The sequence below is a fragment of the Teichococcus wenyumeiae genome, assembly GCF_003696345.1.
GTDB classification, from domain to species: Bacteria; Pseudomonadota; Alphaproteobacteria; order Acetobacterales; family Acetobacteraceae; genus Pseudoroseomonas; species Pseudoroseomonas wenyumeiae.
The window spans coordinates 85185-111787 of record NZ_RFLX01000008.1 but is presented as its reverse complement, the minus strand read 5'-3'; the positions used below and the strand labels follow the sequence as shown (position 1 = coordinate 111787).

The 26603-nt window shown below is 70.4% G+C and carries 27 protein-coding genes; 21 read left to right on the top strand and 6 right to left on the bottom strand.

Features of this window, described 5'->3' with window-relative positions; all coding sequences use genetic code 11:
* The first annotated feature begins 328 nt into the window (after positions 1-328).
* The 12 genes from EBE87_RS12790 (at position 329) to EBE87_RS12735 (ending at position 12348) form a co-directional block, all read left to right on the top strand.
* Positions 329-985, top strand: coding sequence for a cytochrome c3 family protein (locus tag EBE87_RS12790; RefSeq protein WP_120640790.1), 657 nt, complete (start codon positions 329-331; stop codon positions 983-985).
* Complete coding sequence (locus tag EBE87_RS12785) at positions 982-3795, top strand: 4Fe-4S dicluster domain-containing protein (protein WP_233560097.1); 2814 nt, start codon at positions 982-984, stop codon at positions 3793-3795. Before EBE87_RS12790 ends, EBE87_RS12785 begins: the two co-directional genes overlap by 4 nt.
* Positions 3792-5147 (top strand): NrfD/PsrC family molybdoenzyme membrane anchor subunit, encoded by a 1356-nt coding sequence (nrfD, locus tag EBE87_RS12780; RefSeq protein ID WP_199708040.1) that lies wholly within the window; start codon positions 3792-3794, stop codon positions 5145-5147. The genes EBE87_RS12785 and nrfD overlap by 4 nt, the downstream gene beginning before the upstream one ends.
* Positions 5144-5665 (top strand): DUF3341 domain-containing protein, encoded by a 522-nt coding sequence (locus EBE87_RS12775; RefSeq protein ID WP_120640999.1) that lies wholly within the window; start codon positions 5144-5146, stop codon positions 5663-5665. The genes nrfD and EBE87_RS12775 overlap by 4 nt, the downstream gene beginning before the upstream one ends.
* Positions 5662-6177, top strand: coding sequence for a c-type cytochrome (locus EBE87_RS12770; protein ID WP_120640998.1), 516 nt, complete (start codon positions 5662-5664; stop codon positions 6175-6177). The genes EBE87_RS12775 and EBE87_RS12770 overlap by 4 nt, the downstream gene beginning before the upstream one ends.
* Positions 6174-7217: a hypothetical protein gene (locus tag EBE87_RS12765; protein WP_147465032.1), complete on the top strand. Its 1044-nt coding sequence runs from the start codon at positions 6174-6176 to the stop codon at positions 7215-7217. The genes EBE87_RS12770 and EBE87_RS12765 overlap by 4 nt, the downstream gene beginning before the upstream one ends.
* A complete protein-coding gene (locus tag EBE87_RS12760) occupies positions 7214-7579 on the top strand; it encodes a hypothetical protein (RefSeq protein ID WP_120641343.1) in 366 nt (121 codons plus the stop codon). The genes EBE87_RS12765 and EBE87_RS12760 overlap by 4 nt, the downstream gene beginning before the upstream one ends.
* Complete coding sequence (locus tag EBE87_RS12755; RefSeq protein WP_122140019.1) at positions 7576-8352, top strand: thioredoxin domain-containing protein; 777 nt, start codon at positions 7576-7578, stop codon at positions 8350-8352. The genes EBE87_RS12760 and EBE87_RS12755 overlap by 4 nt, the downstream gene beginning before the upstream one ends.
* 189 nt (positions 8353-8541) lie before the next feature.
* Complete coding sequence (locus EBE87_RS12750) at positions 8542-10149, top strand: cytochrome c oxidase subunit I (protein ID WP_120639112.1); 1608 nt, start codon at positions 8542-8544, stop codon at positions 10147-10149.
* On the top strand, positions 10146-10775 hold the full coding sequence (locus EBE87_RS12745; protein WP_120639113.1) for a cytochrome c oxidase subunit 3: 630 nt from the start codon (positions 10146-10148) through the stop codon (positions 10773-10775). Before EBE87_RS12750 ends, EBE87_RS12745 begins: the two co-directional genes overlap by 4 nt.
* Positions 10772-11152, top strand: a complete 381-nt coding sequence (locus EBE87_RS28985) for a cytochrome C oxidase subunit IV family protein (RefSeq protein ID WP_158600930.1) — start codon at positions 10772-10774, stop codon at positions 11150-11152. The genes EBE87_RS12745 and EBE87_RS28985 overlap by 4 nt, the downstream gene beginning before the upstream one ends.
* 161 nt (positions 11153-11313) lie before the next feature.
* Complete coding sequence (locus EBE87_RS12735) at positions 11314-12348, top strand: ribonucleotide-diphosphate reductase subunit beta (protein ID WP_120639115.1); 1035 nt, start codon at positions 11314-11316, stop codon at positions 12346-12348.
* Between the two features lie 37 nt (positions 12349-12385).
* Here the strand turns inward: EBE87_RS12735 and EBE87_RS12730 are convergent, their stop codons facing one another.
* Together EBE87_RS12730 and EBE87_RS12725 are read right to left on the bottom strand one after the other, a co-directional pair.
* The gene (locus tag EBE87_RS12730) at positions 12386-12790 is read right to left on the bottom strand and encodes a DUF2934 domain-containing protein (RefSeq protein WP_158600931.1); all 405 of its coding nucleotides are present in this window, start codon (positions 12788-12790) and stop codon (positions 12386-12388) included.
* A gap of 187 nt (positions 12791-12977) precedes the next feature.
* The gene (locus EBE87_RS12725; RefSeq protein WP_120639117.1) at positions 12978-13601 is read right to left on the bottom strand and encodes a flavin reductase family protein; all 624 of its coding nucleotides are present in this window, start codon (positions 13599-13601) and stop codon (positions 12978-12980) included.
* Positions 13602-13824: 223 nt separating this feature from the next.
* Here EBE87_RS12725 and EBE87_RS12720 point away from each other — a divergent pair, with 223 nt between their 5' ends.
* The 5 genes from EBE87_RS12720 (at position 13825) to EBE87_RS12700 (ending at position 19270) form a co-directional block, all read left to right on the top strand.
* Positions 13825-15027 carry an ABC transporter substrate-binding protein gene (locus EBE87_RS12720; RefSeq protein WP_120639118.1) on the top strand — a complete coding sequence of 401 codons (1203 nt, stop codon included), beginning with the start codon at positions 13825-13827 and terminating at the stop codon, positions 15025-15027.
* Between the two features lie 3 nt (positions 15028-15030).
* Positions 15031-16875 carry an ABC transporter permease gene (locus tag EBE87_RS12715; protein WP_120639119.1) on the top strand — a complete coding sequence of 615 codons (1845 nt, stop codon included), beginning with the start codon at positions 15031-15033 and terminating at the stop codon, positions 16873-16875.
* Positions 16872-17630 (top strand): ABC transporter ATP-binding protein, encoded by a 759-nt coding sequence (locus tag EBE87_RS12710; RefSeq protein ID WP_120639120.1) that lies wholly within the window; start codon positions 16872-16874, stop codon positions 17628-17630. The genes EBE87_RS12715 and EBE87_RS12710 overlap by 4 nt, the downstream gene beginning before the upstream one ends.
* Positions 17630-18331, top strand: coding sequence for an ABC transporter ATP-binding protein (locus EBE87_RS12705; protein ID WP_120639121.1), 702 nt, complete (start codon positions 17630-17632; stop codon positions 18329-18331). The genes EBE87_RS12710 and EBE87_RS12705 overlap by 1 nt, the downstream gene beginning before the upstream one ends.
* 216 nt (positions 18332-18547) lie before the next feature.
* Complete coding sequence (locus EBE87_RS12700) at positions 18548-19270, top strand: aspartyl/asparaginyl beta-hydroxylase domain-containing protein (RefSeq protein WP_120639122.1); 723 nt, start codon at positions 18548-18550, stop codon at positions 19268-19270.
* A 6-nt stretch (positions 19271-19276) separates the two neighbouring features.
* Here EBE87_RS12700 and EBE87_RS12695 read toward each other — a convergent pair whose 3' ends face one another.
* Together EBE87_RS12695 and EBE87_RS12690 are read right to left on the bottom strand one after the other, a co-directional pair.
* Entirely contained in the window at positions 19277-20632 is a 1356-nt protein-coding gene (locus EBE87_RS12695; protein ID WP_267898252.1) for an LLM class flavin-dependent oxidoreductase, read from the bottom strand.
* Positions 20629-20859, bottom strand: coding sequence for a hypothetical protein (locus EBE87_RS12690; protein ID WP_120639123.1), 231 nt, complete (start codon positions 20857-20859; stop codon positions 20629-20631). Before EBE87_RS12690 ends, EBE87_RS12695 begins: the two co-directional genes overlap by 4 nt.
* A 59-nt stretch (positions 20860-20918) precedes the next feature.
* Between EBE87_RS12690 and EBE87_RS12685 the strand changes: the two genes are divergently transcribed.
* Positions 20919-21500 (top strand): helix-turn-helix domain-containing protein, encoded by a 582-nt coding sequence (locus EBE87_RS12685; RefSeq protein WP_120639124.1) that lies wholly within the window; start codon positions 20919-20921, stop codon positions 21498-21500.
* On the opposite strand, the gene EBE87_RS12680 is transcribed toward EBE87_RS12685, so the two are convergent.
* A complete protein-coding gene (locus tag EBE87_RS12680; RefSeq protein WP_120639125.1) occupies positions 21473-22270 on the bottom strand; it encodes a fatty acid desaturase in 798 nt (265 codons plus the stop codon). The two genes, EBE87_RS12685 and EBE87_RS12680, sit on opposite strands and share 28 nt — an antisense overlap.
* Positions 22271-22335: 65 nt before the next feature.
* Between EBE87_RS12680 and crtY the strand changes: the two genes are divergently transcribed.
* From crtY to EBE87_RS12665, 3 genes are all read left to right on the top strand, one after another.
* Positions 22336-23511, top strand: coding sequence for a lycopene beta-cyclase CrtY (gene crtY, locus EBE87_RS12675; protein ID WP_120639126.1), 1176 nt, complete (start codon positions 22336-22338; stop codon positions 23509-23511).
* A gap of 55 nt (positions 23512-23566) precedes the next feature.
* Positions 23567-24250, top strand: coding sequence for a DUF2585 family protein (locus tag EBE87_RS12670; protein ID WP_147426102.1), 684 nt, complete (start codon positions 23567-23569; stop codon positions 24248-24250).
* Positions 24251-24404: 154 nt separating this feature from the next.
* Positions 24405-25355, top strand: a complete 951-nt coding sequence (locus EBE87_RS12665; RefSeq protein WP_158600932.1) for a polyprenyl synthetase family protein — start codon at positions 24405-24407, stop codon at positions 25353-25355.
* Here EBE87_RS12665 and EBE87_RS12660 read toward each other — a convergent pair.
* Positions 25320-26582, bottom strand: coding sequence for a glycosyltransferase (locus tag EBE87_RS12660; protein ID WP_122140018.1), 1263 nt, complete (start codon positions 26580-26582; stop codon positions 25320-25322). The two genes, EBE87_RS12665 and EBE87_RS12660, sit on opposite strands and share 36 nt — an antisense overlap.
* Positions 26583-26603: the final 21 nt, after the last annotated feature.

Here is a 26603-nt window from a genome sequence, read left to right as displayed (position 1 = left end):
GGTCCCAAAGCAGGTGCCTTCGCCTGAAGGGTGGGCAAGCCGCAAGGGGGAAAGGGTGGGCAACCTGGCACTGGTACCCGGCCAGGGATGCTCCCGCAGCCATGGGCTGGCCGATGCAGAGGACATTTATCGTGCCTAGAGCGTCTGAGATGCGCTTTTCGCCTCATTCTGAAGGCCTGCCTTGTGCCGCAACGGTGACGCTTCATGAATTCGGGGTAGGATTCAGGCGGCGGGCGTAACCTTCCCCAGTTCCGTGGATTCAGCTTCCGGGTGCCGCCACTCGGCAGCCAGGAGTTGCGGTGCGGGACCAGGGGGATGTGACCAGCCGATGGCGCAGCATTTCTCACCCAGTGCGGATACGCTGTTCCGCGCCGTGCTGGCGGGGCTGGCGCTGCTGCTGCTGGCCGGGCTGGCTGTGATGCTGGCGCTGCCCTTCACGCCGCACATGACGCGCCGCAACGACACGGTGGAGCAGCCCGTGCAGTTCAGCCACGCGCACCATGTGGGGGAGCTGGGGCTGGATTGCCGCATGTGCCACCAGTCGGTCGTGCAGTCCCGCTTCGCCGGCATGCCGCCGACCCATACCTGCATGACCTGCCATTCCCAGATCTGGACCGAGGCCGCCATGCTGGCCCCGGTGCGGCAGAGCCTGGCGGAGAAGGAGCCGCTGGCCTGGAAGCGGGTGCACCGGCTGCCGGACTACGTCTTTTTCGACCACAGCGTGCATGTGGCCAAGGGCGTCGGCTGCAGCACCTGCCATGGCCCGGTGCAATCCATGCAGCAGGTCTATCAGGCGGAGCCCATGACCATGGGCTGGTGCCTGAGCTGCCACCGCGACCCTGCGCCGCACCTGCGGCCACGGGAGCAGGTCTTCGACATGGACTGGACCCCGCCGCCGGACCAGCGCGCGCGCGGCGAGGCGCTGATCCGCCACTCCATGATCGAGACCGAGCACCTGACGGATTGCTCGCGGTGCCACCGGTGAGCGGGCCTTCCCTGGGGCGGCGGCAGGCGGCGCTGGGCCTGCTGGCCTCGGCGCTGACGCTCACCTCCTGCGGCGAGCCGGCGGAGGAGATCATCCCCTATGTCGAGGCGCCCGAGGGCCAGGTGCCCGGCCTGCCACGGCGCTTCGCCACCACCCTGGCGCTGAACGGCTATGGCCGCGGCGTGTTGGCCACCTGCTTCGAGGGGCGGCCGGTGAAGCTGGAGGGCAATGCGCTGCACCCCGCCAGCCTCGGCGGCACCGATGCCTTCACCGAGGCGGCGATCCTTTCCCTCTACGACCCCGACCGCTCCCGCACCGTGCGGCAGGAAGGGCGGCCGGCTTCCTTCGAGGCTTTCCTGTCCGCCCTGAAGCCCCGGCTGGCGGCGCTGGAGGCGCGGGGCGGCGCCGGGCTGCACCTGCTGACCGGGCATGTCACCTCGCCCACCCTGCGGCGGCTGATCGGCCGGCTGCGCGCCCGCTTCCCCGCCGCGCAATGGCACGCGGAGGAGCCGGTGGACGAGCGCAATGCTCTGGCCGGCGCCGAGGCCGCCTTCGGCCAGCGCCTGCGCGCCCGCCCGCGCCTGGAAAGCGCTCGCGTGGTCCTGACGCTGGATGCCGACCCGCTGGGGCCGGGGCCGGAACAGGTCGCCCACGCCCGCGCCTTCGCGGCCCGGCGGCAGGCGCGGCGGGGGCGGGAAGCACCCTTCCTGCGGCTCTACGCGGCGGAGCCGCTGCTGACCAATACCGGCGCCAAGGCCGACCACCGGCTGGCGCTGCGCCCCTGGGAGGTGCGGGATCTCGCCATCGCCCTGGCGGCGCGGCTGGGCGCGGCGGTGGCGGAGCCTGACCTGCCGCCAGCCGCCCGGCGCTTCCTGGACGCCCTGGCCGCCGACCTGCAGGCGCATCCGGGGGAGGCGGTGGCGCTGGCCGGCCCCTGGGCGCCGCCGGAGCTGCATGCGCTGGTGCATTGGATCAACGTCCGGCTTGGTGCCCCGGTCGATTACCTGCCGGCACCCGAGCCCGCCTTGCCCCTGGCGCCGCTGGCCGAGGCGCTGCGGGACGGCAGCCTGGACACCCTGCTGATCCTGGGCGCCAACCCGGCCTATGACGCGCCGGCCGATCTCGGCTTCGGTGAGGCGCTGGGCAAGAGCCGTGCCCTGACCATCCATCTCGGCCCCTGGCGCGACGAGACGGCGATGCTCTGCCGTTGGCACCTGCCGGAGCGGCACCCGCTGGAGGATTGGGCCGACCATCTGGCGCCGGACGGCACCGCCAGCATCGCCCAGCCGCTGATCACGCCACTGCACGGCGGCCATTCCGCCGCCACCGTGCTGGGCCTGCTAGGCGGGCGCGATGGGCTGGATGCCCATGCCGCCCTGCGCGAAACCTGGATGGAAGCCTGGGGCGAGGCTGCCTTCGAGCCGCTCTGGCGCCAGGCGCTGCATGACGGCGTGGTGGCCGGCAGCGCCGCCGTGCCCGTGCTGCCGCCCGCGCCAGCCCTGCCGGACCTGCCGCCCGCGCCGCTGCCGCCGGGCCTGGCCCTGTTGCTGCGGCCGGACCCCATGCTCTGGGACGGGCGCTTCGCCAACAATCCCTGGCTGCAGGAATGCCCGAAGCCGCTGACCCGGCAGGTCTGGGGCAATGCCCTGCTGCTGGCGCCCGCCGAGGCCCGCGCCCGCGCGCTGCGCGACGGCGATCTGGTGCGCCTGCGCCTGGGCGGCCGTGAGCTGACGGCGCCGGTGATGCTGCAACCCGGCATGGCGGAAGGCGTGGCGGCGCTGCATCTCGGCGGCGGGCGGCAGCGGGCGGGGGCGATCGGTGATGGCATCGGCGCCAATGCCTATGCGCTGCGCCAGGATGCGGCGCGCTGGATGCTGCCGGGCCTTGAACTGGAAGCCTCCGGGGAACAGGCGGAACTGCTGCGCCCGCAGGAAGCGCATAAGCTGGAAGGCGAGAGCACCAGGCTGCTGCCCACGCTGTCGCTGGAGGAATTCGCCGCCCGCGCCGCCATGCCACCGGCGGAACAGCCGCAGCCTGCCAGCCTCTTTCCGGCGGTGGGCGGGCAGGCCGGTGCCGCCTGGGCCATGGTGATCGACACCACGCTCTGCATCGGCTGCAATGCCTGCGTCCTTGCCTGCCGGGCCGAGAACAACGTGCCGGTGGTGGGGCCGGAGGAGGTGGCGGCCCGGCGGGACATGCACTGGCTGCGCATCGACACCTACCACCTGGGCGAGAGCGAGCAGGACCCGCGCCCCGGTTTCCAGCCCGTGCCCTGCATGCATTGCGAAACCGCGCCCTGCGAGCCGGTCTGCCCCGTCGCCGCTTCCGTCCATGATGCGGAGGGGCTGAACGTGCAGGTCTACAACCGCTGCATCGGCACCCGCTTCTGCCAGGGCAACTGCCCCTACAAGGTGCGGCGCTTCAATTTCCATGGCTATGCCGACGGGCAGGAATACGCCAACCAGGGCGACCCGCTGGTGGCGGCGCAGCGCAACCCGGAAGTGACGGTGCGCGGCCGTGGCGTGATGGAGAAATGCACCTACTGCACCCAGCGCATCTCCGCCGCCCGCCGCGCCGCCGCGCGGGAAGGGCGGGAGATCGCGGATGGCGAGGTGCAGACCGCCTGCCAATCCGCCTGTCCTGCCCAGGCGATTTCCTTTGGCGACCTGAAGAAGCCGGGCTCCGCCGTATCGGCCCTGCGGCGGGAGCCGCAGCATTACGCGCTGCTGGAGGAGCTGAACACCCGCCCGCGCACCACCTATCTGGCGCAGGCCCGCAACGCCAACCCGGCGCTGGAGGATGAGGCGTGAGCGCGCCCGACCCCGCCGCCGGCCTGCTGCCCCCGCAGGCGACCTATCGCCAACTGGTCGCTACCATCTCCAACCGCGTGCAGCGGCGAAAGCCCGGACGTGCCTGGCTCATCGCCTTCGCCCTGGCCTCGCTGATGACGCTGATGCTGGCGGGCTGCATCGCGCTCCTCTTCGTGCGCGGCATCGGCATCCTGGGCAACAACACCGGCGTGGTCTGGGGTTTTCCCATTGCCAACTATGTCTGGTGGATCGGCATCGGCAATGCCGGCACCTTCATCTCCGCGGCCCTGCTGCTGACGCGCCAGCCCTGGCGCGCCGCCATCAACCGCTTCGCGGAGGTGATGACGATCTTCGCCGTCTCCATCGCCGGGATCTTTCCCATCCTGCACCTGGGGCGGCCGGGCTATGCCTATTGGCTGACGCCTTATCCCAACAGCATGGACCTCTGGCCGCAATGGCGCAGCGCGCTGGTCTGGGACTTCGCTTCCATCGTCGCCTATCTCGTATTTTCCTTGATCTTCTTTTTTCTCGGCCTGATCCCGGACATGGCGACGCTGCGGGACCGTGCCCGCACCCGCGCGGGGCAGGTTATCTACGGGCTGCTGGCACTCGGCTGGCGCGGCTCCGCCCGCCATTGGCAGTTGCACGACAGGCTTTACCGCACGCTGGCCGCCCTGGCGCTGCCGCTGGTGGTTTCGGTGCACAGCGTGGCCGCCATGGATTTCGCCGCCAGCCTGATGCCCGGCTGGCAGGAGACGATCTTTCCGCCCTATTTCGTCATCGGCGCGCTCTTCTCCGGCTTCGGCATGGTGGTGGTGCTGGCGGCGCTGATCCGCCAGGGGCTGGGGCTGCAGGCTGTTATCACGCATCGGCATTTCGCGGTGATGGGCAAGATCATCCTGGCTGGCTCGCTGGGCATGGCGCTCTCCTACGGCACCGAATGGTTCAGCGCCTGGACCAGCGGCGACCCAGCGGAACGCGAGCATCTGCGCTTCCTTTTCACGGGCGATTACGCGCCGCTCTACCTCGCCATGCTGGGCTGCAACCTGCTGGTGCCGCAACTGCTGTGGTCCGGCCGCGCGCGGCGCAGCATTGCGGCGGTGGTGGCGGTGGCGGTGGTGCTGAATATCGGCATGTGGCTGGAGCGCATCCTGATCATCTGGAACACGCTCTCCCATACCCACCTGCCGGCCATGCGCGGCGTCTTCGTGCCCACGCTGTGGGACTGGCTGATCCTGGCGGGCTCTCTTGGCTTCTTCGCCTTCCTGATGCTGGTCTTCGCGCGCATCCTGCCGGCCGCCGCGATGCATGACCTGGGCAGGCTGCTGCACCAGCGGGAGCAGTCCCGATGACGGCGCCGCTGCTGCTGGCCGAGTTCGAGAATCCCGAGACGCTGTTGCAGGCCGCCCGCCGCGCCCGGGAGGCGGGGCTGCGCGGGCTGGATGCGCATACGCCTTTCCCCGTAGAAGGCCTGCCCGATGCCCTGGCGCTGCCGGAGCCACGGCTGCGGCTGCCGATGCTGCTGGCGGGGCTCGTCGCCGCCGGGCTGGTCTTCGCCATGTGCTGGTACAGCGCCGTGGTGGATTACCCGCTGAACCTCGGCGGCCGGCCGCTGAACAGTTGGCAGACCTTCGTGATCCTGGCTTTCGAGGCCGGCATCCTCTGCGCCACGCTGGTGGGGGCGCTGGCCTTCTTTCTCGGCAGCGGCTTGCCCCGGCTGCATCACCCGGTCTTCGCCGTGCCGGGCTTCGAACGCGCCAGCCAGGACCGTTTCTTTCTCAGCGTGGCGGACCCGCTGGCCGATATCCCGCGCCTCATGGCGCTGCTGGAGGGGATCGACACGATTTCGGTCCATGCGGTGCCGCGATGAGGCGGGCGTTGCTGGCCCTGCTGCTGCTGGCCCTGCCGGGCTGCAAGCCGGAGATGACGCAGCAGAAGCGGCTGGACACCTATGGCAATACCAGCGCCTGGCCCGGCGGCGCGGCCCGTACCCTGCCGGAAGGCACCGTGGCGCGCGGCGAGTTGGCGCGGCAGGCCGCCGGCGCCACGCCGCCACCGGTCGATGCCGCGCTGCTGGCGCGCGGGCAGGAACGCTACGCCATCTTCTGCACCCCCTGCCACGGCGCGGCCGGGGAAGGGGATGGCATGATCGTCCGCCGCGGCTTTCCGGCGCCGCCCTCCTACCACATCGCCCGGCTGCGCGCGGCGCCGGCCCGGCATTTCTTCGACGTCATCACGAACGGCTATGGCGTGATGTATTCCTATGCCGACCGCGTGGAGCCGGCCGACCGCTGGGCCATCGCCGCCTATATCCGCGCGCTGCAACTCTCCCGCCACGCGCGGGTGGCGGAAGTGCCGGGCCTCGCGGAGCAATTGCCATGAGGATGCCGCCCCCGCGCAGGGCCGGGCTGTGTGGCGCCGCCGCGTCGCTGCTGCTGCTGCTGGGCTGGGCGCTGCTGCTGCCGGGCGGCGGGCGGGATGCGGTGGCGGGCTGGCTGGTCGGGCTGGTCTTCTGGCTGGGGCTGTCGCTGGGGGCCATGGCGCTGCTGGCGCTGCATGCGCTGACCGGCGGCCGCTGGGGCGATGCGCTGCGCCCGGTGCTGGCCCCCGCCGTGTCGGGTCTGCCGCTGTTTCTGCCGCTGGCGGTGCCGCTGCTGGCGGGCGCCGGCGCGCTCTACCCCTGGACGGGCGGTGCCGCTGCGCTGCCGGCGGATCTGGTGCATCTCTATCTCAACCGGCCGGGCTTCGCGCTGCGCGGGGCGGTGGCGCTCTGCGGCTGGGCGCTGGCGGGCTTCCTGCTGCTGCGGCTGCGCCCCGGCGGCAGGCGGGAGGCCGCGGCGGCCCTGGCGCTGGTCTTTCACCTCGCCGCCACCACGATGCTGGGTTTCGACTGGATGCAGTCGCTGCAGGCATCCTTTTCTTCCACCGCCTTCGGCTTGCAGTGGCTGCTGTTGCAGGTGCTGGCGGCACTGGCGTGGGCCTGCCTGCTGCGCCCGGCGGGGCGGGGGGCGACGGGCGATATCGCCGGGCTGCTGATGGCCACATGCCTGGCCGCGCTCTACCTCGGCTTCGTGCAGTTCCTGGTGGTCTGGTACGGCAACCTGCCGGGCAAGGTCGCCTGGTACCTGCCACGCCAAGCCTCCGGCTGGGTCTGGCTGGGCGCGCTGTCCCTGCTGCTGGCGGGGCTGCTGCCGGCGCTGGCGCTGCTGGCCGGCCCGGTGCGGCGTAGCCCGGCGGCGCTGGCCGGGCTGGGCGGCTGCATCCTGGCTGGGCTCGGCGCGCACTGGGTCTGGATCGTGGCGCCCGCCCTGGGGGCGGCTGCGGCGGTGGCGGCGCTGCCGGGGCTGCTGGCGGTGGGCGGGCTCTGGCTCGGCGGGGCATCGCTGCTGGCGGCGCGGCAACCGGCGAGCGCCGTGCCATGACCGCCCCAACAGACCTTTCCGAACGGCGGGACCGCCTGCGGCTGCGGCCCTGGACCATTCTGGGCGTCGGCCTCGGCACGGCGGCGCTGCTGGCGGCGACGCTGGGTGGGGTGATGCTGCTGCGCCATTCCGCCGAATGGCCGCAGGCTGGCCAGCCGCCCAGCCGCTTCCCCGCGCCACGCCTGCAGGCCGACCCCGCCGCCGACCTGCAGGCCTTCCAGGCCGAGCAGGCGCGGGCCTTGCAAGGCTACGACTGGGTGGACCGGGAAGGCGGCCTCGCCCGCATCCCCGTCGCCCGTGCCATGGAGATCCTGGCCGGCCGTGGCCCCGCCGCCTATGACCCGCTGGAGCCGGCGCCATGACGCGCTGGCCCCGCGCCGCCTGGCTGCTGGCCTGCCTCGCTGCGCCGGCCTCTGCCGCCACGCCGCCCGCCGGCGGCCTGACCGAGGCCGCACTGGCCGAGGTCGCCCTCGCCCCGGCCCCCGGTGCCAGCCTGCCGCCCGGCCTGCCGCTGCGCGACGAGGCCGGCCGCGCGACCAGCTTCGCCGCCGCGCAGGGCGGCAGGCCCGCCGTGCTGGTGCTGGCGGATTACAGTTGCACCGTGCTGTGCGGCACCACGCTCGGCCTCGCCAGCGCCGCGATGCGGCAAGGTGGGGAAGGGGCGGTGCTGCTGGCCCTGGGCATCGACCCGCGCGACGGCCCGGCCGAGGCCGCCGCCATGAAGGCGGCCTATGTCGCGCCCGATGCCGCCTGGGCGCATTTCCTGCTGGCGGACCAGCCGGCGCTGGAGCGCGCCGAGGCCGTGCTGGGCTACCGCGCCGCCTATGACGCGGCGACGGACAGTTTCGCGCATCCGGTGGGGCTGGTGGTGCTGGCGCCGGATGGCCGCGTCTCCCGCGTGCTGCCGGGGCTGGAGACGGACCCGGCCACGCTGCGGCTGGCGCTGGTGGAAGCCTCGGAAGGCCGTGTCGGCTCGCTGGGCGAGCGTGTCCGGCTGTTCTGCTACGGCTTCGACGCGGCGCGCGGCATCTATGCCGCCATGGTGCGGCGGATGCTGACCATCGGCACGGTGCTGACCATGCTGGCCATGGCGCTCTTCCTGCTCTGGACCTGGCGGCGGGGGCGGGCGGCATGATGGGCAGCCTGCCCTTCTGGCCGCCGCAGGCCAGTGCCGGCGCGGCGCTGGTGGATGCCATCGTGCTGGGCATGCTGGGGGTCAGCGCCGCCATCGTGCTGCTGGTGACGGGGCTGCTGGTGACCTTCGCCATCCGCTACCGGCGCGGCGCCGGCCGCCCCGCCCAGCTATTTCAGCGCGGAGCAGGGCATCGCCTCCTGGCTCGGCACCACCGACCACAAGCGGGTGGCGCTGCTCTACATGGCGACGCTGCTGGGCTTCTTCTGCATCGGCGGCTTCGCGGCGGCGGCGATCCGGCTGGAGCTTTTCACCCCCGCCGCCGATGTCATGACGCCCGACGCCTATAACCGCATGTTCACCCTGCATGGCACGGTGATGGTGTGGTTCTTCCTGGTTCCCTCCATCCCGAACACGCTCGGCAACTTCCTGCTGCCGCTGATGATCGGCGCCAGGGATCTTGCCTTCCCCCGGCTCAATCTTTTCTCCTGGTACCTCTTCGTCTCGGCGGGCCTGCTGTTGCTGCTCTCGCTGCTGCTGGGCGGCGTGGACACGGGCTGGACCTTCTACACGCCCTTCTCCACCATGTTCTCCAACGGCTATGTCATGCTGGCGGCGCTGGCGGTGATCGTGGCGGGGTTTTCCTCCATCGCCACCGGGCTGAACTTCATCGCCACGGTGCATATGCTCCGCGCGCCGGGCATGCACTGGTTCCGCCTGCCGCTGCTGGTCTGGGCCATCTACGGCACCAGCCTGGTGATGGTGCTGGCGACGCCGGTGCTCTCCGCGTCCCTGCTGCTGATCGTGGCCGAGCGCGCCTTCGGCCTGCCGGTCTTCGATCCCGCCCAGGGCGGCGATCCGCTGCTGTTCCAGCACCTCTTCTGGTTCTACAGCCACCCCGCCGTCTATATCATGATCCTGCCGGCCTTCGGCGTGATCAGCGAGATCGTCACCTGCTTCGCGCGGCGCCGCGTCTTCGGCTACCGCTTCATGGTCTATGCCATTCTCTGGATCGCGCTGGTGGGCTTCCTGGTCTGGGGGCATCACATGTTCGTCTCCGGCCAGTCGCTGTTCGCCTCCATGGCCTTTTCCTTTCTCTCCTTCGTCATCGCGGTGCCCTCGGCCATCAAGGTCTTCAACTGGACCTTCACGCTCTACCGCGGCCAGATCACCTTCGAGGCGCCGATGTTCTACGCCCTCGGCTTCATCGGCCTCTTCACCATCGGCGGGCTGACGGGGCTGTTCCTGGCGGCCATCCCGATCGACGTGCATGTCACCGACACCTATTTCGTGGTGGCGCATTTCCACTTCATCATGGTGGGCGGCGCCGTCACGGCGCTCTACGGCGGGCTGCATTTCTGGTGGCCCAAACTCACCGGCCGCATGTATCCGGAAAGCTGGGCGCGGCTGGCGGGGCTGACGATGTTCTTCGGCTTCGTCTTCACCTTCTTTCCCATGTTCGTCATGGGTTTCGCCGGCATGCCGCGCCGCTATCAGGTCTACCCGCCAGAGTTTCAGGCCTGGAACGTCATGTCCTCCTCCGGCGCCGTGCTGCTGGCGGCGGCCTATCTGCTGCCCATCGGCTACCTGACCTGGTCGCTGTTCTTTGGCCGCCGCGCCGGCGACGACCCCTGGGATGCCACCGGCCTGGAATGGCGCACCGCTTCCCCACCCCCGCGCGAAAACTTCTTCGAGCTGCCGGTGGTGGATGAGGAGCCGTATCTCTACCACCCCGAGGCCACCGGCCCGCACCACAGCGCGCGTGAGCCGCACCGCAACCAGGGGCGCAACGCCCGATGAAGCCGGTGCCCCTGCTGCACGAGCCCTGGCGCAGCACCCAGCGGCAGGAACGCGCCGCCAGCTTCGGCATGTGGATCTTCCTGGGCAGCGAGGCGCTGCTCTTCGGCGGGCTGCTGCTGGCCTTCGCCGCCACCCGCGCCCTGCATGTGGAAGGCTTCCGCGCCGCCGGCCGCGCCACCGATGTGGCCCTGGGCACCGCCAATACCCTGATCCTGCTGACCAGCAGCCTCGCCGTCGCCATCGCGGTGGAGGCGGCGCGGGCGGAGCGGCGGCGGCTGGCCCTGGGCGGGTTGCTGGCCGGGCTGCTGCTAGGCCTCGGCTTCCTGGTCGTGAAGGGCTTCGAATGGCACAGCGACATCGCCAAGGGGCTCTTCCCCGGCGGCGCCGCGCTGCAAGGCATGCCGGGCGCGACGCTGTCGTCATCCTTCTACTGGCTGCTGACGGGGCTGCACGGGCTGCATGTGCTGGGCGGGCTCACCCTGCTGGGCTGGATGGGCTTGCAGGCCTGGCGCCGCCTGCGCCCGCTGCGCAGCCCGGGGCTGGAGGCTGCCGGGCTCTACTGGCACCTGGTGGACGTGGTCTGGGTGTTTCTCTACCCGCTGCTCTACCTGGACGGGCGTGCGTGAGCGGGCGCCGCGGCCTGCTGCCGGCGGAAGCCCGCGGCGCCGGTGCCATCCTGGGCCGTGCCCTGGCCGTCTGGCTGGCGCTGGTGGCGCTGGCGCTGGCCAGCCTCGCCATGGCCTATGTCCCGCTGGGCCGGGGCAACATGGCGGTGGCGCTCGGCATCTCCAGCCTCAAGATGCTGCTGATCGCCGCCTTCTTCATGCGGCTGCGGCAGGCGGAGGGGCTGCGGCGGCTGGCGGCGGCGGCCTGCCTGCTCTGGCTCGCCTTTCTCTTCGCGCTGACCTTCACGGACCTGCTGACGCGGGCGCCGGCCAGCCAGCCCGCGCCCTCCGACCTGGCCCGGCCGCCGGCGCCCACCACCGGGGAAGGGGCCTTCTGAAGCGACTCGGCTGCCCGCTGTTGCCTGCCGGGGCGCATAGATGTAGTGGCTCCCGCTCGCCAAAACCCTGACATGTTGTGGCTGAAAAGGTTGATCAGGCATTGCGGCCCGGCGCCGCTATGATCCGCCTTTGCCCGATGCGCCTCTACCGGAGACTGTTGATGTCCGAGACCCAGGACGCCCCCCAGAAGTTCGACCTGATGACGGCCAACCCCGTCTACAAGCCGTTCCGCTACCCCTGGGCCTATGATGCCTGGATGACGCAGCAGCGCGTCCACTGGCTGCCGGAAGAAGTTCCGATGGCCGATGACGTGAAGGACTGGCAGCGCACCCTGACGGACGGCGAGCGCAACCTCGTCACCCAGATCTTCCGCTTCTTCACGCAGGCGGATGTCGAGGTGAACGGCGCCTACATGAAGCATTACAGCCAGGTGTTTAAGCCCACCGAAGTGCTGATGATGCTCTCGGCCTTTTCCAACATCGAGACCATCCATATCGCGGCCTATTCGCACCTGCTCGACACCATCGGCATGCCGGAGGTGGAGTACCAGGCCTTCCTGAAGTATCAGGAAATGAAGGACAAGTATGACTACATGCAGTCCTTCTCTGTGGAGAACAAGAAGGAGATCGCCAAGACCCTGGCGGCCTTCGGTGCCTTCACGGAGGGCCTGCAGCTCTTCGCCTCCTTCGCGATCCTGCTGAACTTCCCGCGCTTCAACAAGATGAAGGGCATGGGGCAGATCGTGACGTGGTCGGTGCGCGATGAGACGCTGCACTGCCTCTCCGTCATCCGCCTGTTCCGCACCTTCATCCAGGAGAATCCGGAGATCTGGACGGAGGAGTTCCGTCAGGAGCTGGTGGATATCTGCACCACCATCGTGCACCACGAGGACGCCTTCATCGACCTCGCCTTCGAGATGGGCAGCGTGCAGGGCCTGACCGCGGATGAGGTGAAGCAGTATATCCGCTTCATCGCCGACCGCCGGCTGCAGCAGCTGGGGCTGGAGCCGCACTACAATATCGAGAAGAACCCGCTGACCTGGCTGGACGAGATCCTGAACGCCGTGGAGCACATGAACTTCTTCGAAGGCCGCGCCACGGAATATTCCAAGGCCAGCACCTCCGGCACCTGGGAGGAAGCCTTCGCGGATGGCGTGTTCAGCGACAAGCAGCCGGAAGGCACGCTGCTGCCGTAACGCCGGCAGGCCGGGGGCTTCCGCCCCCGGCCGCTGATCAGGCGCCCGGCTTCCTGCGGGGCGCGCGGCCCTTGGCGGCGGCCGGGGCTGCCGCGGCCGCTGCCGGAGCATCGGCCTTCTTCGCCGCGGCGCGCGGCTTCTTCACCGGCGCTTCCGGCCTGTCCTCCAGGGTGGCGGACTGGGCGGGGAAAGGCTCGTCCTCCGGCGCCGCCGGCAGTGCCCGGATATCGGTGTCAGGGGCGGTGATGCTGGGCGGATCGCTGGCGGGGAAAGTGTCCCTCAGCTGGTCGTCCAGGCTGCCGGAGATGCCGGTGCCCTCGATCTCCTGGCGCGCGCGGTGCCAGTGTTCCTCATGCGCGCCCTCTCGCCGCCCTTCGGCTTCCCAAAGGGCATAGGCACGTTCCCGGATGCGCTGCTCTCGTGCCTCTCGGTCGTCGCTCATCGATTCCATTCTCCACGGACTGGCTTCCGGGAAACTCGCCACCGGGCAGGACGTATCACGCAGCCGGTGATTTTTTCCGCCCGGCCTGCAACCCTGTGGGTCCCTGCCAGTCTCCGGCGCGCAGGCTGCCATGGCGGGTGCCGCAAATCACCCCCCTCGGCAGCCACAGAAGCGCGATCTGGCCGGGCTATTTCGCGGTGGTCACCGTGGGGCGGAACATCTCGAACATCTCGCCGATGGCGGAATAATAGCCGCGATAGCCGCAGCGGCTGATCGGCTGCGCCGCCATGGTGTCGAAGATGCCGTCCTTCAGATAGGCCGGGTCGATATGCACGCCGATCACCTGGCCCAGCACCATGTAGCTGTTCAGCACCTTGCCCTCGGCATCGTTGAGCCGGATGATCTGCAGCACCTTGCATTCCAGCGCGGCGGGCGTCGCCGCCACGCGGGGCGGGGCCACCAGTGTGCTGGGGGTGGCCTCCAGCCCGGCGAAGTCCATCTCGTCCTCCCCGTATTGCAGCGGGGCGCTGGTCTGGTTCATCGCCTCAGCCAGCGGGCGGGTGGCGAGGTTGTAGACGAATTCCCCCGTCGCCTCGACGTTGCGGATGCTGTCCTTGTAGCCCTCGCTGGCGAAGCCGATGATGGGCGGGTTGCCGTTGAAGGCGCCGAAGAAGCTGTAGGGCGCGAGGTTGACGCGGCCCTCGGCATCCACCGTGCTGATCCATCCGATGGGGCGCGGCGCCACGATGGCCTTGAAGGGGTCGTGCGGCAGGCCGTGGCCCTGCCGGGGGTCGTAGAAATAGGTGCTCATCGGTGGTCGTCCGTCCCGCTGGTTGTTTCCAGGTTCATGGCCTGTCCTTGTGCGCGCTGTCCAGGCAAGGCCCGGCGGGCGGCGTGCCGGGGCGCATGACCTGAGGCGCCGGCGCGGCGCTGTGGCATAATGGCCGCCAATGCCTCTTCCTGGCCCCTGGGCCAGGGCTCCCCCTCCGCCTCGGCGCTGCCGGCGGCTTGACCTCTGTTCGGAGTGGTTTCCTATGCAAGTGACACGGCGCCTGCTTCTCGGTGCTTCCGGCGCATTGGCGATGCCGGGCCTGCTGCGGGCGCAGGGCACGGGCCCGATCCGCATCGGCGAGATCAACAGCTACACCACCATGCCGGCCTTCACGCTGCCCTACCGCAATGCCATGCAACTGGCGGTGGAAACCCTCAATGGCCAGGGCGGTGTGCTGGGCCGGCAGCTGGAGCTGCTCACGCGCGACGATGCCGGCAAGCCGCAGGATGCCGTGCGCCTGGCCGGGGAGCTGGTGAACGACCAGAAGGTGGATGTGCTGGCCGGCGCCTATTTCTCCAATGTCGGCCTGGCGCTGAGCGAATATGCCGCGCAGAACAGGCGCCTTTACGTGGGGGGCGAGCCGCTGACCGACGCCATGGTCTGGGAGCGCGGCAACCGCTACACCTTCCGCCTGCGCCCCAGCACCTACATGCAGGCCGCCATCCTGGCCGAGGAAGCCGCGAAGCTGCCGGCCAAGCGCTGGGTCACCGTCGCGCCCAATTACGAATTCGGCCAGTCCGGCGTGAAGTGGTTCAAGCAACTGCTGAGCGCCCGGCGGCCGGATGTGCAATTCGTCGGCGAGCAATGGCCGGCGCTGGGGCGCGTCGATGCCGGCGCCACCGTGCAGGCGCTGGAGCAGATGAAGCCGGACGCCATCTTCAACGTGCTCTTTGGCCCGGACCTGACCAATTTCGTGCGCCAGGGCAATACGCGCGGGCTGTTCGAGGGCCGCGCCGTGGTCTCCCTGCTGACCGGCGAGCCGGAATATCTCGACCCGCTGGGTGACGAGGCGCCGGAAGGCTGGATCGTCACCGGCTATCCGGGCGAGCAGATCGACACGCCCGCGCACAAGGCTTTTGTGGATGCCTACCGCGGCAGGTTCAACGCCAAGCCGATGTGCGGCTCCCTGGTCGGCTATGCGCTGATCCAGTCCATCGCCGCCGGCATCGCCCGCGCGGAATCCACCAGCATGGAGCGGATGGTGGAAGGCTTCCGGGGCGCCGGCTTCGAGAGCCCCGTGGGCCCCGTCACCTATCGCGAGATCGACCAGCAGGGCACGCTCGGCGTCTTTGTCGGCAGGACGGGGCTGAAGAACGACGCCGGCATCATGGTGGACTGGCGCTACATCGATGGCCGCGACCTGCTGCCGGGCGACGATTTCGTGCGCAAGCTGCGCCCTGCCTGAGCGATGCTGGATCTCATCGTTCCGCAACTGCTGACGGGGCTCGCCGGGGCCTCGTCGCTGTTCCTGGTCGCCTCGGGGCTGACCATCATCTTCGGCGTCACGCGGATCGTGAACTTCTCGCATGGCAGCCTGACGATGCTGGGCGCCTATCTCGGCTGGAGCATCCTGACGCGGCTGCCGCGGGAGCCGGAATGGTTCATCCTCGGCATCCTCCTCACCGCGCTCTGCACCGCGCTGATCGGCGTGATGCTGGAACTGGTGGTGCTGCGCCGCGTCTATCGCGCGCCGGAACTCTTCCAGTTGCTGGCGACCTTCGGCGTGGTGCTGATCCTGCAGGATGTGACGCTGTGGCTCTGGGGCCCGGTGGAACTGCCGCTGCCGCGCCCGCGATGGCTGCGCGGCTTTGTCGAGATCCTGGGCAACCGCTTTCCCCTCTACGACCTCGTGCTGATTGCCATCGGCCCTGTTGTGCTCGGCCTGCTCTGGCTGCTGATGAACCGCACGCGCTGGGGGACGCTGGTACGCGCGGCGACACTGGACCGTGACATGGTGGCGGCGCTGGGCGTCGACCAGCGCCTGCTGTTCACCAGCGTCTTCGCGCTGGGCGCCGGGCTGGCGGGGCTGGGCGGGGCGCTGTCGCTGCCTAATGCTTCCGCCAATCTGCAGATCGACCTGTCCGTCATCGTCGATGCCTTCGTGGTGGTGGTGGTCGGCGGGCTGGGCAGTCTTGCCGGTGCCTTCGTCGCCTCGCTGCTGATCGGCATCCTCCAGGCCTTCGGCATCGTGCTGCTGCCGCAATCCACGCTGGTGCTGGTCTTCCTGGTCATGGCGGTGGTGCTGGTCTTCCGGCCCAATGGCTTGCTCGGCCGGCCGCAGGCGGAGGCGCGGGAGATGCTGGCCGCCGCCCCGGTCATCCGCGCCGCGCCGCCCGCGCTGCGCTACCTCGGCCTCGCCACGCTGCTGCTGGCTGCCTCGGCGCCTTTCTGGGTGGGCGACTACTATCTCACGGTGCTGACGGATGGCGCGGTGGCGCTACTCTTCGCCGTCAGCCTGCATGTCATGATGGGCCCTGGCGGCATGGCCAGCTTTGGCCACGCGGCCTGGTTCGGCATCGGCGCCTATGCGGCCGGGCTGCTGGCGCAATGGCTGGGCACGCCCATGCCGCTGGGGCTGCTGGCAGCGCCCATCGCCGCCGGCATCGTCGCAGCACTCTTCGGCTGGTTCGTGGTGCGGCTTTCCGGCGTTTATCTCTCCATGCTGACGCTGGCCTTCGCGCAGATCGTCTGGGCCATCAGCTTCCAATGGGTGGGCGTCACGGGCGGCGACAACGGCTTGCTCGGCCTCTGGCCGGAAGCCTGGGCGCGCGGTGCCGCCACTTATTACTGGATCGCGCTGGCGCTGTCCGTCGCCGTGGCCTTGCTGCTGCGGCGGATGCTTTACGCGCCCTATGGCTATGCCCTGCGCGCGGCAAGGGATTCGGCGGTGCGGGCGGAAGCCATCGGCCTTGATGTGCAGCACCTGCGGATGGTGGCGCTGGTCATCGCCGGGGCGGCGGCGGGGCTGTCCGGCGCGCTGTTCTCCTATGCCAAGGGCGGCGTCTTCCCGACCTATATCTCCATCCCGCATTCGGTGGAGGCGCTGCTGATGGTGCTGCTCGGCGGGTTGCAGACGATGGCGGGGCCCATCGTCGGCGCGCTGGTCTATACCGGCCTGGCCGATATCCTGGTCCGCTCCACCGATCTCTGGCGGCTGGTGTTGGGCGCGGTCATCCTGCTGCTGGTGATGGCCTTCCCGGAGGGCATCGCCGGTGCCGCGCGCCGGCTCTGGCTGCGGGGGCGAGAGGCATGAGCCTGCTGGCGGTGCGCGGCCTGCGCAAGGCCTTCGGCGGCGTGCAGGCGGTGGACGACGTGTCCTTCGACCTCGCCGCCGGCGAGATGCTGGCGCTGATCGGCCCCAATGGCGCCGGCAAGTCCACCTGCTTCAACATGGTCGGCGGGCAATTGCCGCCGGATGCCGGCAGCGTGCGGCTGGAGGGGCGGGAGATCGCCGGCCTCAACCCCCGCGCCATTGCCGCGCATGGCATCGGCCGCACCTTCCAGATCACCGCCACCTTCGGCTCCATGACGGTGCGGGAGAATGTGCAGATGGCCCTGATCGCGCATCACGGCGAGGTCTGGCGCTTCTGGCGCCCCGCCGCCGTGCGCTTCGCCGCGGAGGCCGATGCGCTGTTGGCACAGGTGGGATTGGCGGAGCAGGCGGAGCGCGCTACCGGCGTGCTGGCCTATGGCGACCTGAAGCGGCTGGAACTGGCCGTGGCGCTGGGCAATGCCCCCCGCCTGCTGCTGATGGACGAGCCCACCGCCGGCATGGCCCCGGCCGAGCGCGTGGCGCTGATGCAGCTCACCCGCCGCCTGGCCACCGAGCGCGGCGTCGCCGTGCTCTTCACCGAGCATGACATGGACGTGGTCTTCGATGTCTCCGACCGCATCCTGGTGCTGAACCGGGGGGCGCTGATCGCGGAGGGCGATGCCGCCGCCATCCGCGCCGACCCGGCGGTGCGGGAGGTTTATCTCGGCACCGGCGCCGCCGGTGGGGGGCATTGATGCTGGAGATCGCGGGGCTCAACACGTATTACGGGCGGGCGCATATCCTGCAGGGCCTGTCACTCTCGGTCGGCAAGGGGGAGGTGATGGTGCTGCTAGGGCGCAATGGCGCCGGCAAGAGCACCACCATGAAATCCGTCATCGGCCTGCTGCGCCCGAGTTCCGGCAGCATCCGCTTCGATGGCGCCGAGATCGCCGGGCAGGAGCCGCACCGCATCGCCCGCCTGGGCCTCGGCTATGTGCCGGAGGAGCGGCGCGTCTTCGCCGACCTGACGGTGATGGAGAACCTGGAGGTCGGCCGCCAGAAGCCGCGCGCGGGCCTGCGCCCCTGGACACCGGAGCGGCTGTTCGAGCTGTTCCCCAACCTGGGCCGGATGCGGGACCGCCCCGGCGGGCGCATGAGCGGCGGGGAGCAGCAGATGCTCACCATCGCCCGCACCCTGATGGGCAACCCGCGCCTGGTGCTGCTGGACGAGCCCAGCGAGGGCCTCGCGCCCGTCATCGTGGAGCAGATGGCCCAGGCTATCCAGGCCCTGAAGCAGGAAGGCCTGACCGTGCTGCTGGCCGAGCAGAACCTGCATTTCGCCGGCGGCGTCGCCGACCGTGCGACGGTGGTGGAGAAGGGGCGGGTGGTCTGGTCCGGCAGCATGGCGGAACTGCGGGCCAATGAGGAGGTGCGTGGGCAGTATCTGGCCCTCTGATCCGCGCGGACGGTGGAAGATGACGCCGAAATGAATTCTTCCTTAGCCCGGCCGCGAGGCAGCCCTCCTGGGCCTTTCTCCGTGCTGCGGGGCGGAGAAAGCGGCTGCCGTCAAAGGCCTTGCGCCAAGTCAGCCAGGGCTGCGCGGCGGCGTTGACTCACCCCAGGCGGCGGCGCAACTCTCGCCGGACTGCGCTCGCTTGGGGGAGACACTGTCATGGATATCGGGGTACCGCTGAAGGATCTGGGGGCCATCGACGTCTCGGGCCTCCTGAAGATGATCGAGACGCTGACCGAGGACGACTGGACCGGCAATACCTTCCGCCAGGATGCCGTGGCCTCCACCGCCCACTCGGCCACCGACAACATCATGATCAAGACCGAATGGCATCCCACGGCCTCCACCAGCGGGTTGCAGCATTTCGAAGACCTGATCTGCGTCTGGGCCCGTGCCAAGGGGCATGACCCGCAGCCCTTCCTGCCCATCGCGCGGGAGGATACGGATGTCTGGCCGGTCTACACCATGCCGGAATGGAACCGCTTCAAGGACGTGCTGGGCCCGGTGATCGAGCAGGCGCTGGCACCCGTCAGGACCCCGCGCGGCGTGGTGACGCGGCTGGCCCTGGTGCGGCTGAAGGCAGGGGCGCAGATCGCGCCGCATATCGATGCGCACGCCATGGCCGCCAAGGCGCACCGTATCCATGTCTCGCTGAGCGGCACGCCGGCGGTGGAATACAAGATCGACGGCCGCAAGTTCGTCATGGACATGGGCCATGTCTATGACTTCAACAACCGCGTCCGGCATTCCGTGCGGAACAAGGGCAAGCGGGACCGGATCAACCTCTTCGTGGATTACTATCCGAATCCCGGCCTGGTCTTCCGCAACCCCATGGATGTCTCGGTGCCGCTCTATGCGCCACCGACACCCCGGATCAACTGACCCGCCTTACGTGAAGCGCCGCGCCGCCGCCGGATGCGGCGCTTCCAGCAGCGGCCCGGCGCCGAAGAGCTTTTCGCGGAAGGTGCCGGGCGCATAGGCGCGCTTGTAGGCGCCGCGTTCCTGCAGGGCGGGCACCAGCAGGTCCACCACATCCTCCAGGCATTCCGGCATCACGGTGCGGGAGAGATTGAAGCCATCCACATCGGCTTCTTCCACCCAGCCGATCAGTGCCTCCGCCACCTGTTCCACCGAGCCGACGATCGGCGGTTGCCGGCTGCCGAGAATGAAGCGGTCGATCAGCCCGCGCTTGGTGAAGACCGGGCCAGCGGCCTTCTTCATCGCCTCGACATTGGATTGGATGGCCTGGGTGGGGCCGGTCTCGATGGGTTCGTCCATGCCGTAGCGGGCGAAGTCGATGCCCAGCGAGGCCGAGGCATGCGCCAGCGCGCCCTCCACGCTGGCATGGCGGCGGTAGTCTTCCAGCTTGTCCCGCGCCTCGGCCTCGGTGCGGCCGATCACCAGGGTGGCGCCCACCAGCACCTTCAGCGGGCGCGGGTTGGCCCGGGCGCGCAGGTCCGCCACCAGGGAGGCCACCGCCGGTTTGGCGCCGCCATTGACGAAGACGCATTCGGCATGCCGCGCCGCGAATTGCCGGCCACGGTCCGAGGCCCCCGCCTGGAACAGCAGCGGCGTGCGTTGGGGGGAGGGCTCGGCCAGATGGATGGCATCCAGCCGGTATTGCGCGCCCTGGTGACGCACCGGCCGCACCCGCGCCGGGTCGGCATAGGCGCCCATGGCCTCGCCGCGCGCCCGCGCATCCCCCGCCCAGCTGCCTTCCCACAGTGCATAGACGAGGTCCATGTATTCATCGGCCAGGTCGTAGCGGTCGTCATGCGCCATCTGGCGCTGCAGGCCCATGGCGCGCGCCGCGCTGTCCAGATAGCCGGTGACGATGTTCCAGCCCGCGCGGCCGCCGGTCAGGTGGTCCAGCGTCGAGACGCGGCGGGCAAAGAGGTAGGGCGCTTCATAGGCCAGGTTGCAGGTGATGCCGAAGCCGAGATGCTGCGTCGCCGCCGCCATGGCGGGCACCAGCAGCATCGGGTCCAGCAGCGGCACCTGCACCGCCTCCCGCAGCGCGGCGTCGGGGCTGCCGCCATAGACGTCGTAGATGCCCAGCACATCGGCCAGGAAGAGCCCGTCGAAGAGCCCACGCTCCAGCGTGCGGGCCATGCCGGTCCAGTAGTCCAGCTTGTTGTAGTCGGTGGCGCGGTCGCGCGGGTGGCGCCAGAGGCCCTGCTGGATATGGCCGACGCAGGCCATGTCGAAGGCGTTGAGGACGATCTCGCGGCGGGGCTGCGTCACAGGTAGCGGCCCCGTTCCATGATCTCCAGCGTATAGTCCTTGTAGCTCATGCCCAGTTCCTCAGCCCGGGCCAGGCGGCGCAGGGCGATCTCGCGTGGTGGGGTCTTCCAGGCCTTCTTGTGTGCCCGCCGCCAGACGAAGCGGCCCCAGGTGGTGGCGTGCTCCGGTTCTTCCTCCAGCGGCGGGCCACCGTTATGGCCGGCCTTGGGCGGCGGTTGGTCCAGCATGGGCGAGACTCCTGCGCGGCGGGATGATAGAAGCGAAGCTTGAACACTATGTTGGATGAATGAGCACTATACAAGACGCCGATGCGCATGACCTGACGGCCCCGCTGGCCGCGCGCCTGCGGGCGGAGCGGGAGGAACGCGGCTGGTCCATCGCCGAGCTGGCGGAACGCTCCGGCGTCTCCCGCGCCATGATCAGCAAGGTGGAGCGTGCCGAGGCCAGCCCGACGGCGGCGCTGCTGGGGCGGCTGGTGGGGGCGCTGGGCATGACGCTCTCCACCCTGCTGGCGCGGGCGGAAGGCGATGCCGGCGGTGGCCGCGTCGCCCGCGCCGCGGAACAGCCGGTGTGGCGGGACCCGGAGACCGGCTACCTGCGCCGCGCCGTCACGCCGCCGGGGGCGCAGCCGGAACTGGTGCGGGTGGAACTGCCGGCCGGGGCGCGGGTCGCCTATCCGGCGCATACCTATGTGGAATGGGGCCACGCCATCTGGGTGCTGGAAGGCGAGTTGCTCTTCCACGAAGCCGGTGCCCGGCACCGGCTGGGCGCCGGGGACTGCCTGGCACTGGGGCCGCCGGTGGATTGCGTTTTCGAGAATGCCACCGATGCGCCCTGCACCTACCTGGTGGCGCTGGCCCGGCGCTGAGGCGCGGCTTCCAGGTCCGGCAGCCGCCACCAGGGCAGGTAGGGGTAGAGGTGGTGCTCGTGGTGCCGCCCGAAATGGAAGCAGGTCAGCAGCGAGAGCAGCGGCCCGAAGCCGTTGGAGCGGGCATTGTGCCGGTCCTCGAAGCCCGGCTCGCCATGCCGGTGCGGCAGCCAGGTGCCGAACACGAAAAGTTGCAGCGCTGAAAGCAGCGCCGGCAGGGCCCAGAAGACCAGCATATTGGCGGTGGAAGCCCCCAGCACGCCGATGGCCACCACCAGCCACGCTGCCAGCACGCCGAATTCGAACAGGCCGAAATAGGTGCGGAAGAAGCGCAGGAACCAGGGCACGAGCTGCCGGGGCGCCTCGGGGTGGAAGTCCGGGTCGTCGGCGGTGCCGGAGGCCGCGTGGTGCCGGTGGTGGTTGGCCGCCAGCCGCCCGTAGCGGAAGCCGGCGTAAAGCCCGACGCAAAGCTGCCCGACGATGCGGTTCAGCCGTGGCCGCCCCGGCGCCAGGGAACCGTGGATCGCGTCATGCGCGATGATGAAGAGCCCGACGGAAAGCCAGGTCTGCACCGCCACCAGCAGCGGCGCCGCCACCCAGCCCCAGCCCTGCCAGCGGTGGAAATAGACGCCATAGACATGCAACCCCAGCCAGGCGGCGCCGATCAGCGCGGCCAGCGAGAGGCCAATGGCGGCCTGTGCCGGGATCACCGGCTGGAAACGGGGAGGGGCCGCGATCTCCGCGAGCCCGGCGGTGCTGTCGCGCGGCATGAGAGGGCATATGGGGCCTTCGCGGCGGATTGCAGGGGCGGCGGCGGCGTGCCAAGCCATGCCGCATGTCCCCGACCCCGCCGGCTCCCCAAGGCTATGACCTGCTGCTGGCGGGAGGCGGCCTGGCCAATGGGCTGATCGCGCTGCGGTTGCGGCAGCGGCGGCCAGAGCTGCGCCTCCTGCTGGTGGAGGCTGGCCCCCGTCTGGGCGGCGACCATACCTGGTCCTTCTTCGAGGCCGACCTGACGGCGGCGCAGCGCGACTGGGTGGCGCCGCTGGTGGCGCATCGCTGGGATGGCTACGAGGTGCGCTTCCCCGCCCGGCAAAGGCAGCTTTCCAGCGGCTATGCCAGCGTCACCAGCGCCCGCTTTCACGACCAGCTCTCACGGGTGCTGGGCGATGCGGTGCGGCTGGAGGCGCCCGTCGCGCATCTGGCCGCCGATGGCGCCACCCTGGCCGATGGCACGGCCTTGCCGGCGGCGGCGGTGATCGACGGCCGTGGCCCCGATGCGGCGGCGGAACTGGCGCTGGGCTATCAGAAGTTCCTGGGCCAGGAGGTGCGGCTGGCGGTGCCGCATGGCCTTCGCCGCCCCATCGTGATGGATGCCACGGTGGAGCAGCTGGATGGCTACCGCTTCCTGTACGTGCTGCCCTTGGACGACCGCCGGCTGCTGATCGAGGATACCCGCTACGCCGATGGGCCGGAGCTGGACAAGCCGGCGCTGCGGCGGGCCATTGCGGCCTATGCGGCGGCACAGAACTGGCGGATCCGCACGGTGCTGCGGGAAGAGGAAGGGGTGCTGCCGGTGGCGCTGGACGGCGACATCCAGGCCTATTGGCAGGCACGGGCTGCCACGCCGCAGGCGGGGCTGCGGGCCGCGCTCTTCCACCCCACCACCGGCTATTCGCTGCCCGATGCCGTGCGCCTGGCCGATGCCATCGCGGCGGCGCCGGCGCTGGACGCGGCCTCCCTCAACGCGCTGGTGCGGCAGCATTCCGTGGCGCTGTGGCAGCGGCGGGCCTTTTTCCGCCGGCTCAACCGCATGCTCTTCCGCGCCGCCCGGCCCGGCCAGCGCTACCGGGTACTGGAACGCTTCTATGGCCTGCCGCAGCCGCTGATCGAGCGCTTCTACGCCGCCGAGCCCAGCCTGATGGACAAGCTGCGCATCCTGTCCGGCCGCCCGCCGGTGCCGGTCCTGGCCGCGCTGCCCTGCCTGCTGGAGCGTGGAAGGCCCGGCTGAAGGCAACCAGTTCGCCCGCCAGCGGTTGTGAAGGGTTCACAGCAGACCGCCCTTCGTGCCTCGAACCGCTGAAGCCGCACCTCAGACCCTGCCCCGCCAGCCACCCCAGGCGCCGTCGCCGGGGGTGTTTTCGCGCGTGCTGGCCCGCTGGCGCCGCCGCCGCCGCCCGTCCCCGCCGCCTTGCCCCTGGCCGGCCTACTGGGCCACCGGGCTGGTGCTGCTGCTGCTGACCAACGGCATCCTGCTGGCACTCGGCCGGCCGCTGCTGCCGGAAGGCATGCCGCGCTTCTGGGACGGCAGCCTGGCGAGCGAGACCAACTCGCAGCACTTCCTGGACTGGTATTCGCTGCTGCACCTTGTCTATGGCCTGATCTGGGCCGGCATCCTGTGGCTGACCTCCCGCCACTGGCCTCTGGGCTGGCTTCTGGTGGTGGCGCTGGTGGCGGCGGCGGGATGGGAGGTGGCGGAGAACACGCCCTTCATGATCGCCCGCTACGGCACCTCCGGCGCCGATCCCAGCTATGGCGGCGATACCTTGCTGAATGCCACGGGCGATATGCTCTGCGTGGTGGCGGGCTGCTGGCTGGGCTTCCGGCTGGGCTGGAAGCGCGCGCTGGCGCTGGGCCTCGCCATCGAGGTGGCGCTGGCCTTCATCATCCATGATAGCCTCGCGATCGGCACCATCATGCTGCTGCACCCGCTGGAGGCGGTGCGGGCCTGGCGGATGTCGGCGGCGTGATGTCAGGCCCTTACCAATTCGGAAAACGCCGCCAAGTAGGAAAGAACGTCCCCCCGCGGCCCTGAGGCACGGGGAGGGTGCCAGACCGACCCCGACAGGTGCCAACCGCCGAAGGTGCCGCAGCGAACAGGACCCTCAGCATGCGGTACGCCGCTTGAGCATCGCCTCCACCCTCCGCCCGCCAGCACCGGCGGTGGTCGATTTCGCGCCCCTGCGGGGCATGATCGCGGCGCGGCTGCAGATGCTGCTGCCCGGCGTGGAGGAATCGCCCCAGCGGCTGCACGGTGCCATGCGCCACGCACTGGTAGGACCCGGCAAGCGGCTGCGGCCCCTGCTGACCCTGCTGGCCGCCCGCCGCTTCGGCGGGGACGAGGCGGCGGCGCTGGAAGCAGGCTGCGCGGTGGAGATGGTCCACACCGCATCCCTGGTGCTGGACGACCTGCCCTGCATGGACGATGCCGAGCTGCGGCGCGGCAAGCCGGCGACGCATCGCGCCTTTGGCGAGGATACCGCCATCCTGGCCGCCATCGCCCTGCTCAACCAGGGCTATGGCGTGATGGCCGCACTGCCGGGCGTATCGGATGCGGTGCGGCTGCGGCTGGTCACGCTGCTGGTGCAGGCAGTGGGCCCGCAGGGGCTGGTCGGCGGGCAGGAGCGGGACCTGCATGACCGCCATGGCCCCGCCGCCACCGGCGACGTGGACCTGCTGAACCACCAGAAGACCGGGGTGCTCTTTGTCGCGGCGCTGGAGGCCGGTGCCGTGCTGAGCCATGCCTCGGAGGAAGGCGTGGCGGCCATGCGCCGCTTCGGCCGCCACCTGGGGCTGGCCTTCCAGACGCTGGACGACCTGCTGGATGCCACGGCCACGGCGCAGATGGCCGGCAAGGATGTGCGGCAGGACGGCAACAAGGCCACCCTGATCTCGCTCTGCGGCCTGGAAGTGGCGCGGCGGCGGGTGGAGGAGCATCTGGATCAGGCGCGCCAGGAAGTCGCCTGGCCCGGCGGCCCCGCCTGCGTGTTGGAAGCCCTGCTGGACGAGATGACCGCGATCCTGCCCTTTCCGAACGGCTCAGTCCTGCCGTGCGATGGCCAGCACGCGGGCTGAGGCGGCGGCGCCCCCGTCCATCTCCGCCGCGATGGCCTGGCCGAGCCGCCGGGCGGCATCGCGGTAATGCGGCTGTTCCAGCAAAGGCCGCAGCGCTCGGCGGATGCGCCAGGCCGACGCGCGGCCGCCGCGCACCAGCCCGGCGCCGGCTTGCGCCACCCGCGCCGCATTGTCGGCATTGTCGCGCCCCAGCGGCAGGCAGAGCAGCGGCACGCCATGCAGCAGCGGCCGGATGACGGAGCCATGCCCGCCCTGCACGATGGCGGCGGCGCAATGGGGCAGGATGTCGTCATGCGCCGCGCCGCGCAGGATCTCCACGTGTTCGGCCGCCGGCAGGCTCTCCGGCTCCACCGCCGGGCCCAGGGTCAGCACCCCGCGCACGGGCAGGCCGCGCAGCGCCGCGATGCAACGCCGCAGCGCCCCCCGCTGGCCCATCTGGGTGCTGCTGAAGGAGATCAGCACATGCGGCAGGCCGGGCCGCGCGGGCTGCCAGCGCCCCGCCCAAGGGGGCGTTTCCAGCAGCGGCCCGGCATAGGCGAAGGGCTCCGGCACGCTGTCCAGCCCGAAATCGAAGGCCTGGGCAGTGGCCAGCAGCGACAGTCGCAGCATCTGCAACTGGTCCAGCACATGCGCCAGCGGCGGCAGGCCGAGTGCGGCGCGGGCGGCGTTCAGCGCCGGCAGGCCGGTATCGTAGAGCGAAAAGGTCCAGTCGCGGGCGAAGGTGTCGCGGCGGCTGTGCCATTCCTGGCTGCCGGAGCGGAAGCCAGGGCCGAAGGGCGGCAGGTCCGTCCGCGTCGGGTAGGGCCAGATATTGGCGGAAAAGGAAACCACCGGCACCCCGGCCTTCTCCCCCGCCAGCATGGCGCCCAGCAGCAGCTCGTTGCAGATGATGAGGTCGGCGGGTTCCTCCCGCAGCATGGCCAGCAGGTCCTCGGCATAGGCCAGGGCGGGGGCGCAGATCACTTCCTCGCAAAGGCTGCGCACCAGGGCAGGGGGCCAGAAGGCGCGCAGATGGTCCCGCAGCGGCGCGGCGGCCTCGGCCCCCGGCTGCCGGTTGGGGGCGCGGCGCCAGGGCTGGAAGGGCAGGCCGGCGGCGGCGGCGCGGCTGGCCTCGTCGCTGACGAAGCGCAGGGCGGCACCATCTGCCTGCAGGCGGCGGGCGAATTGCGCGGCGGGGGTGACATGCCCGCCGCCTTCGAAGGTGGCCAGGATGATGGCGGGGCGCATCAAGCCTCCCTATATGCCGGC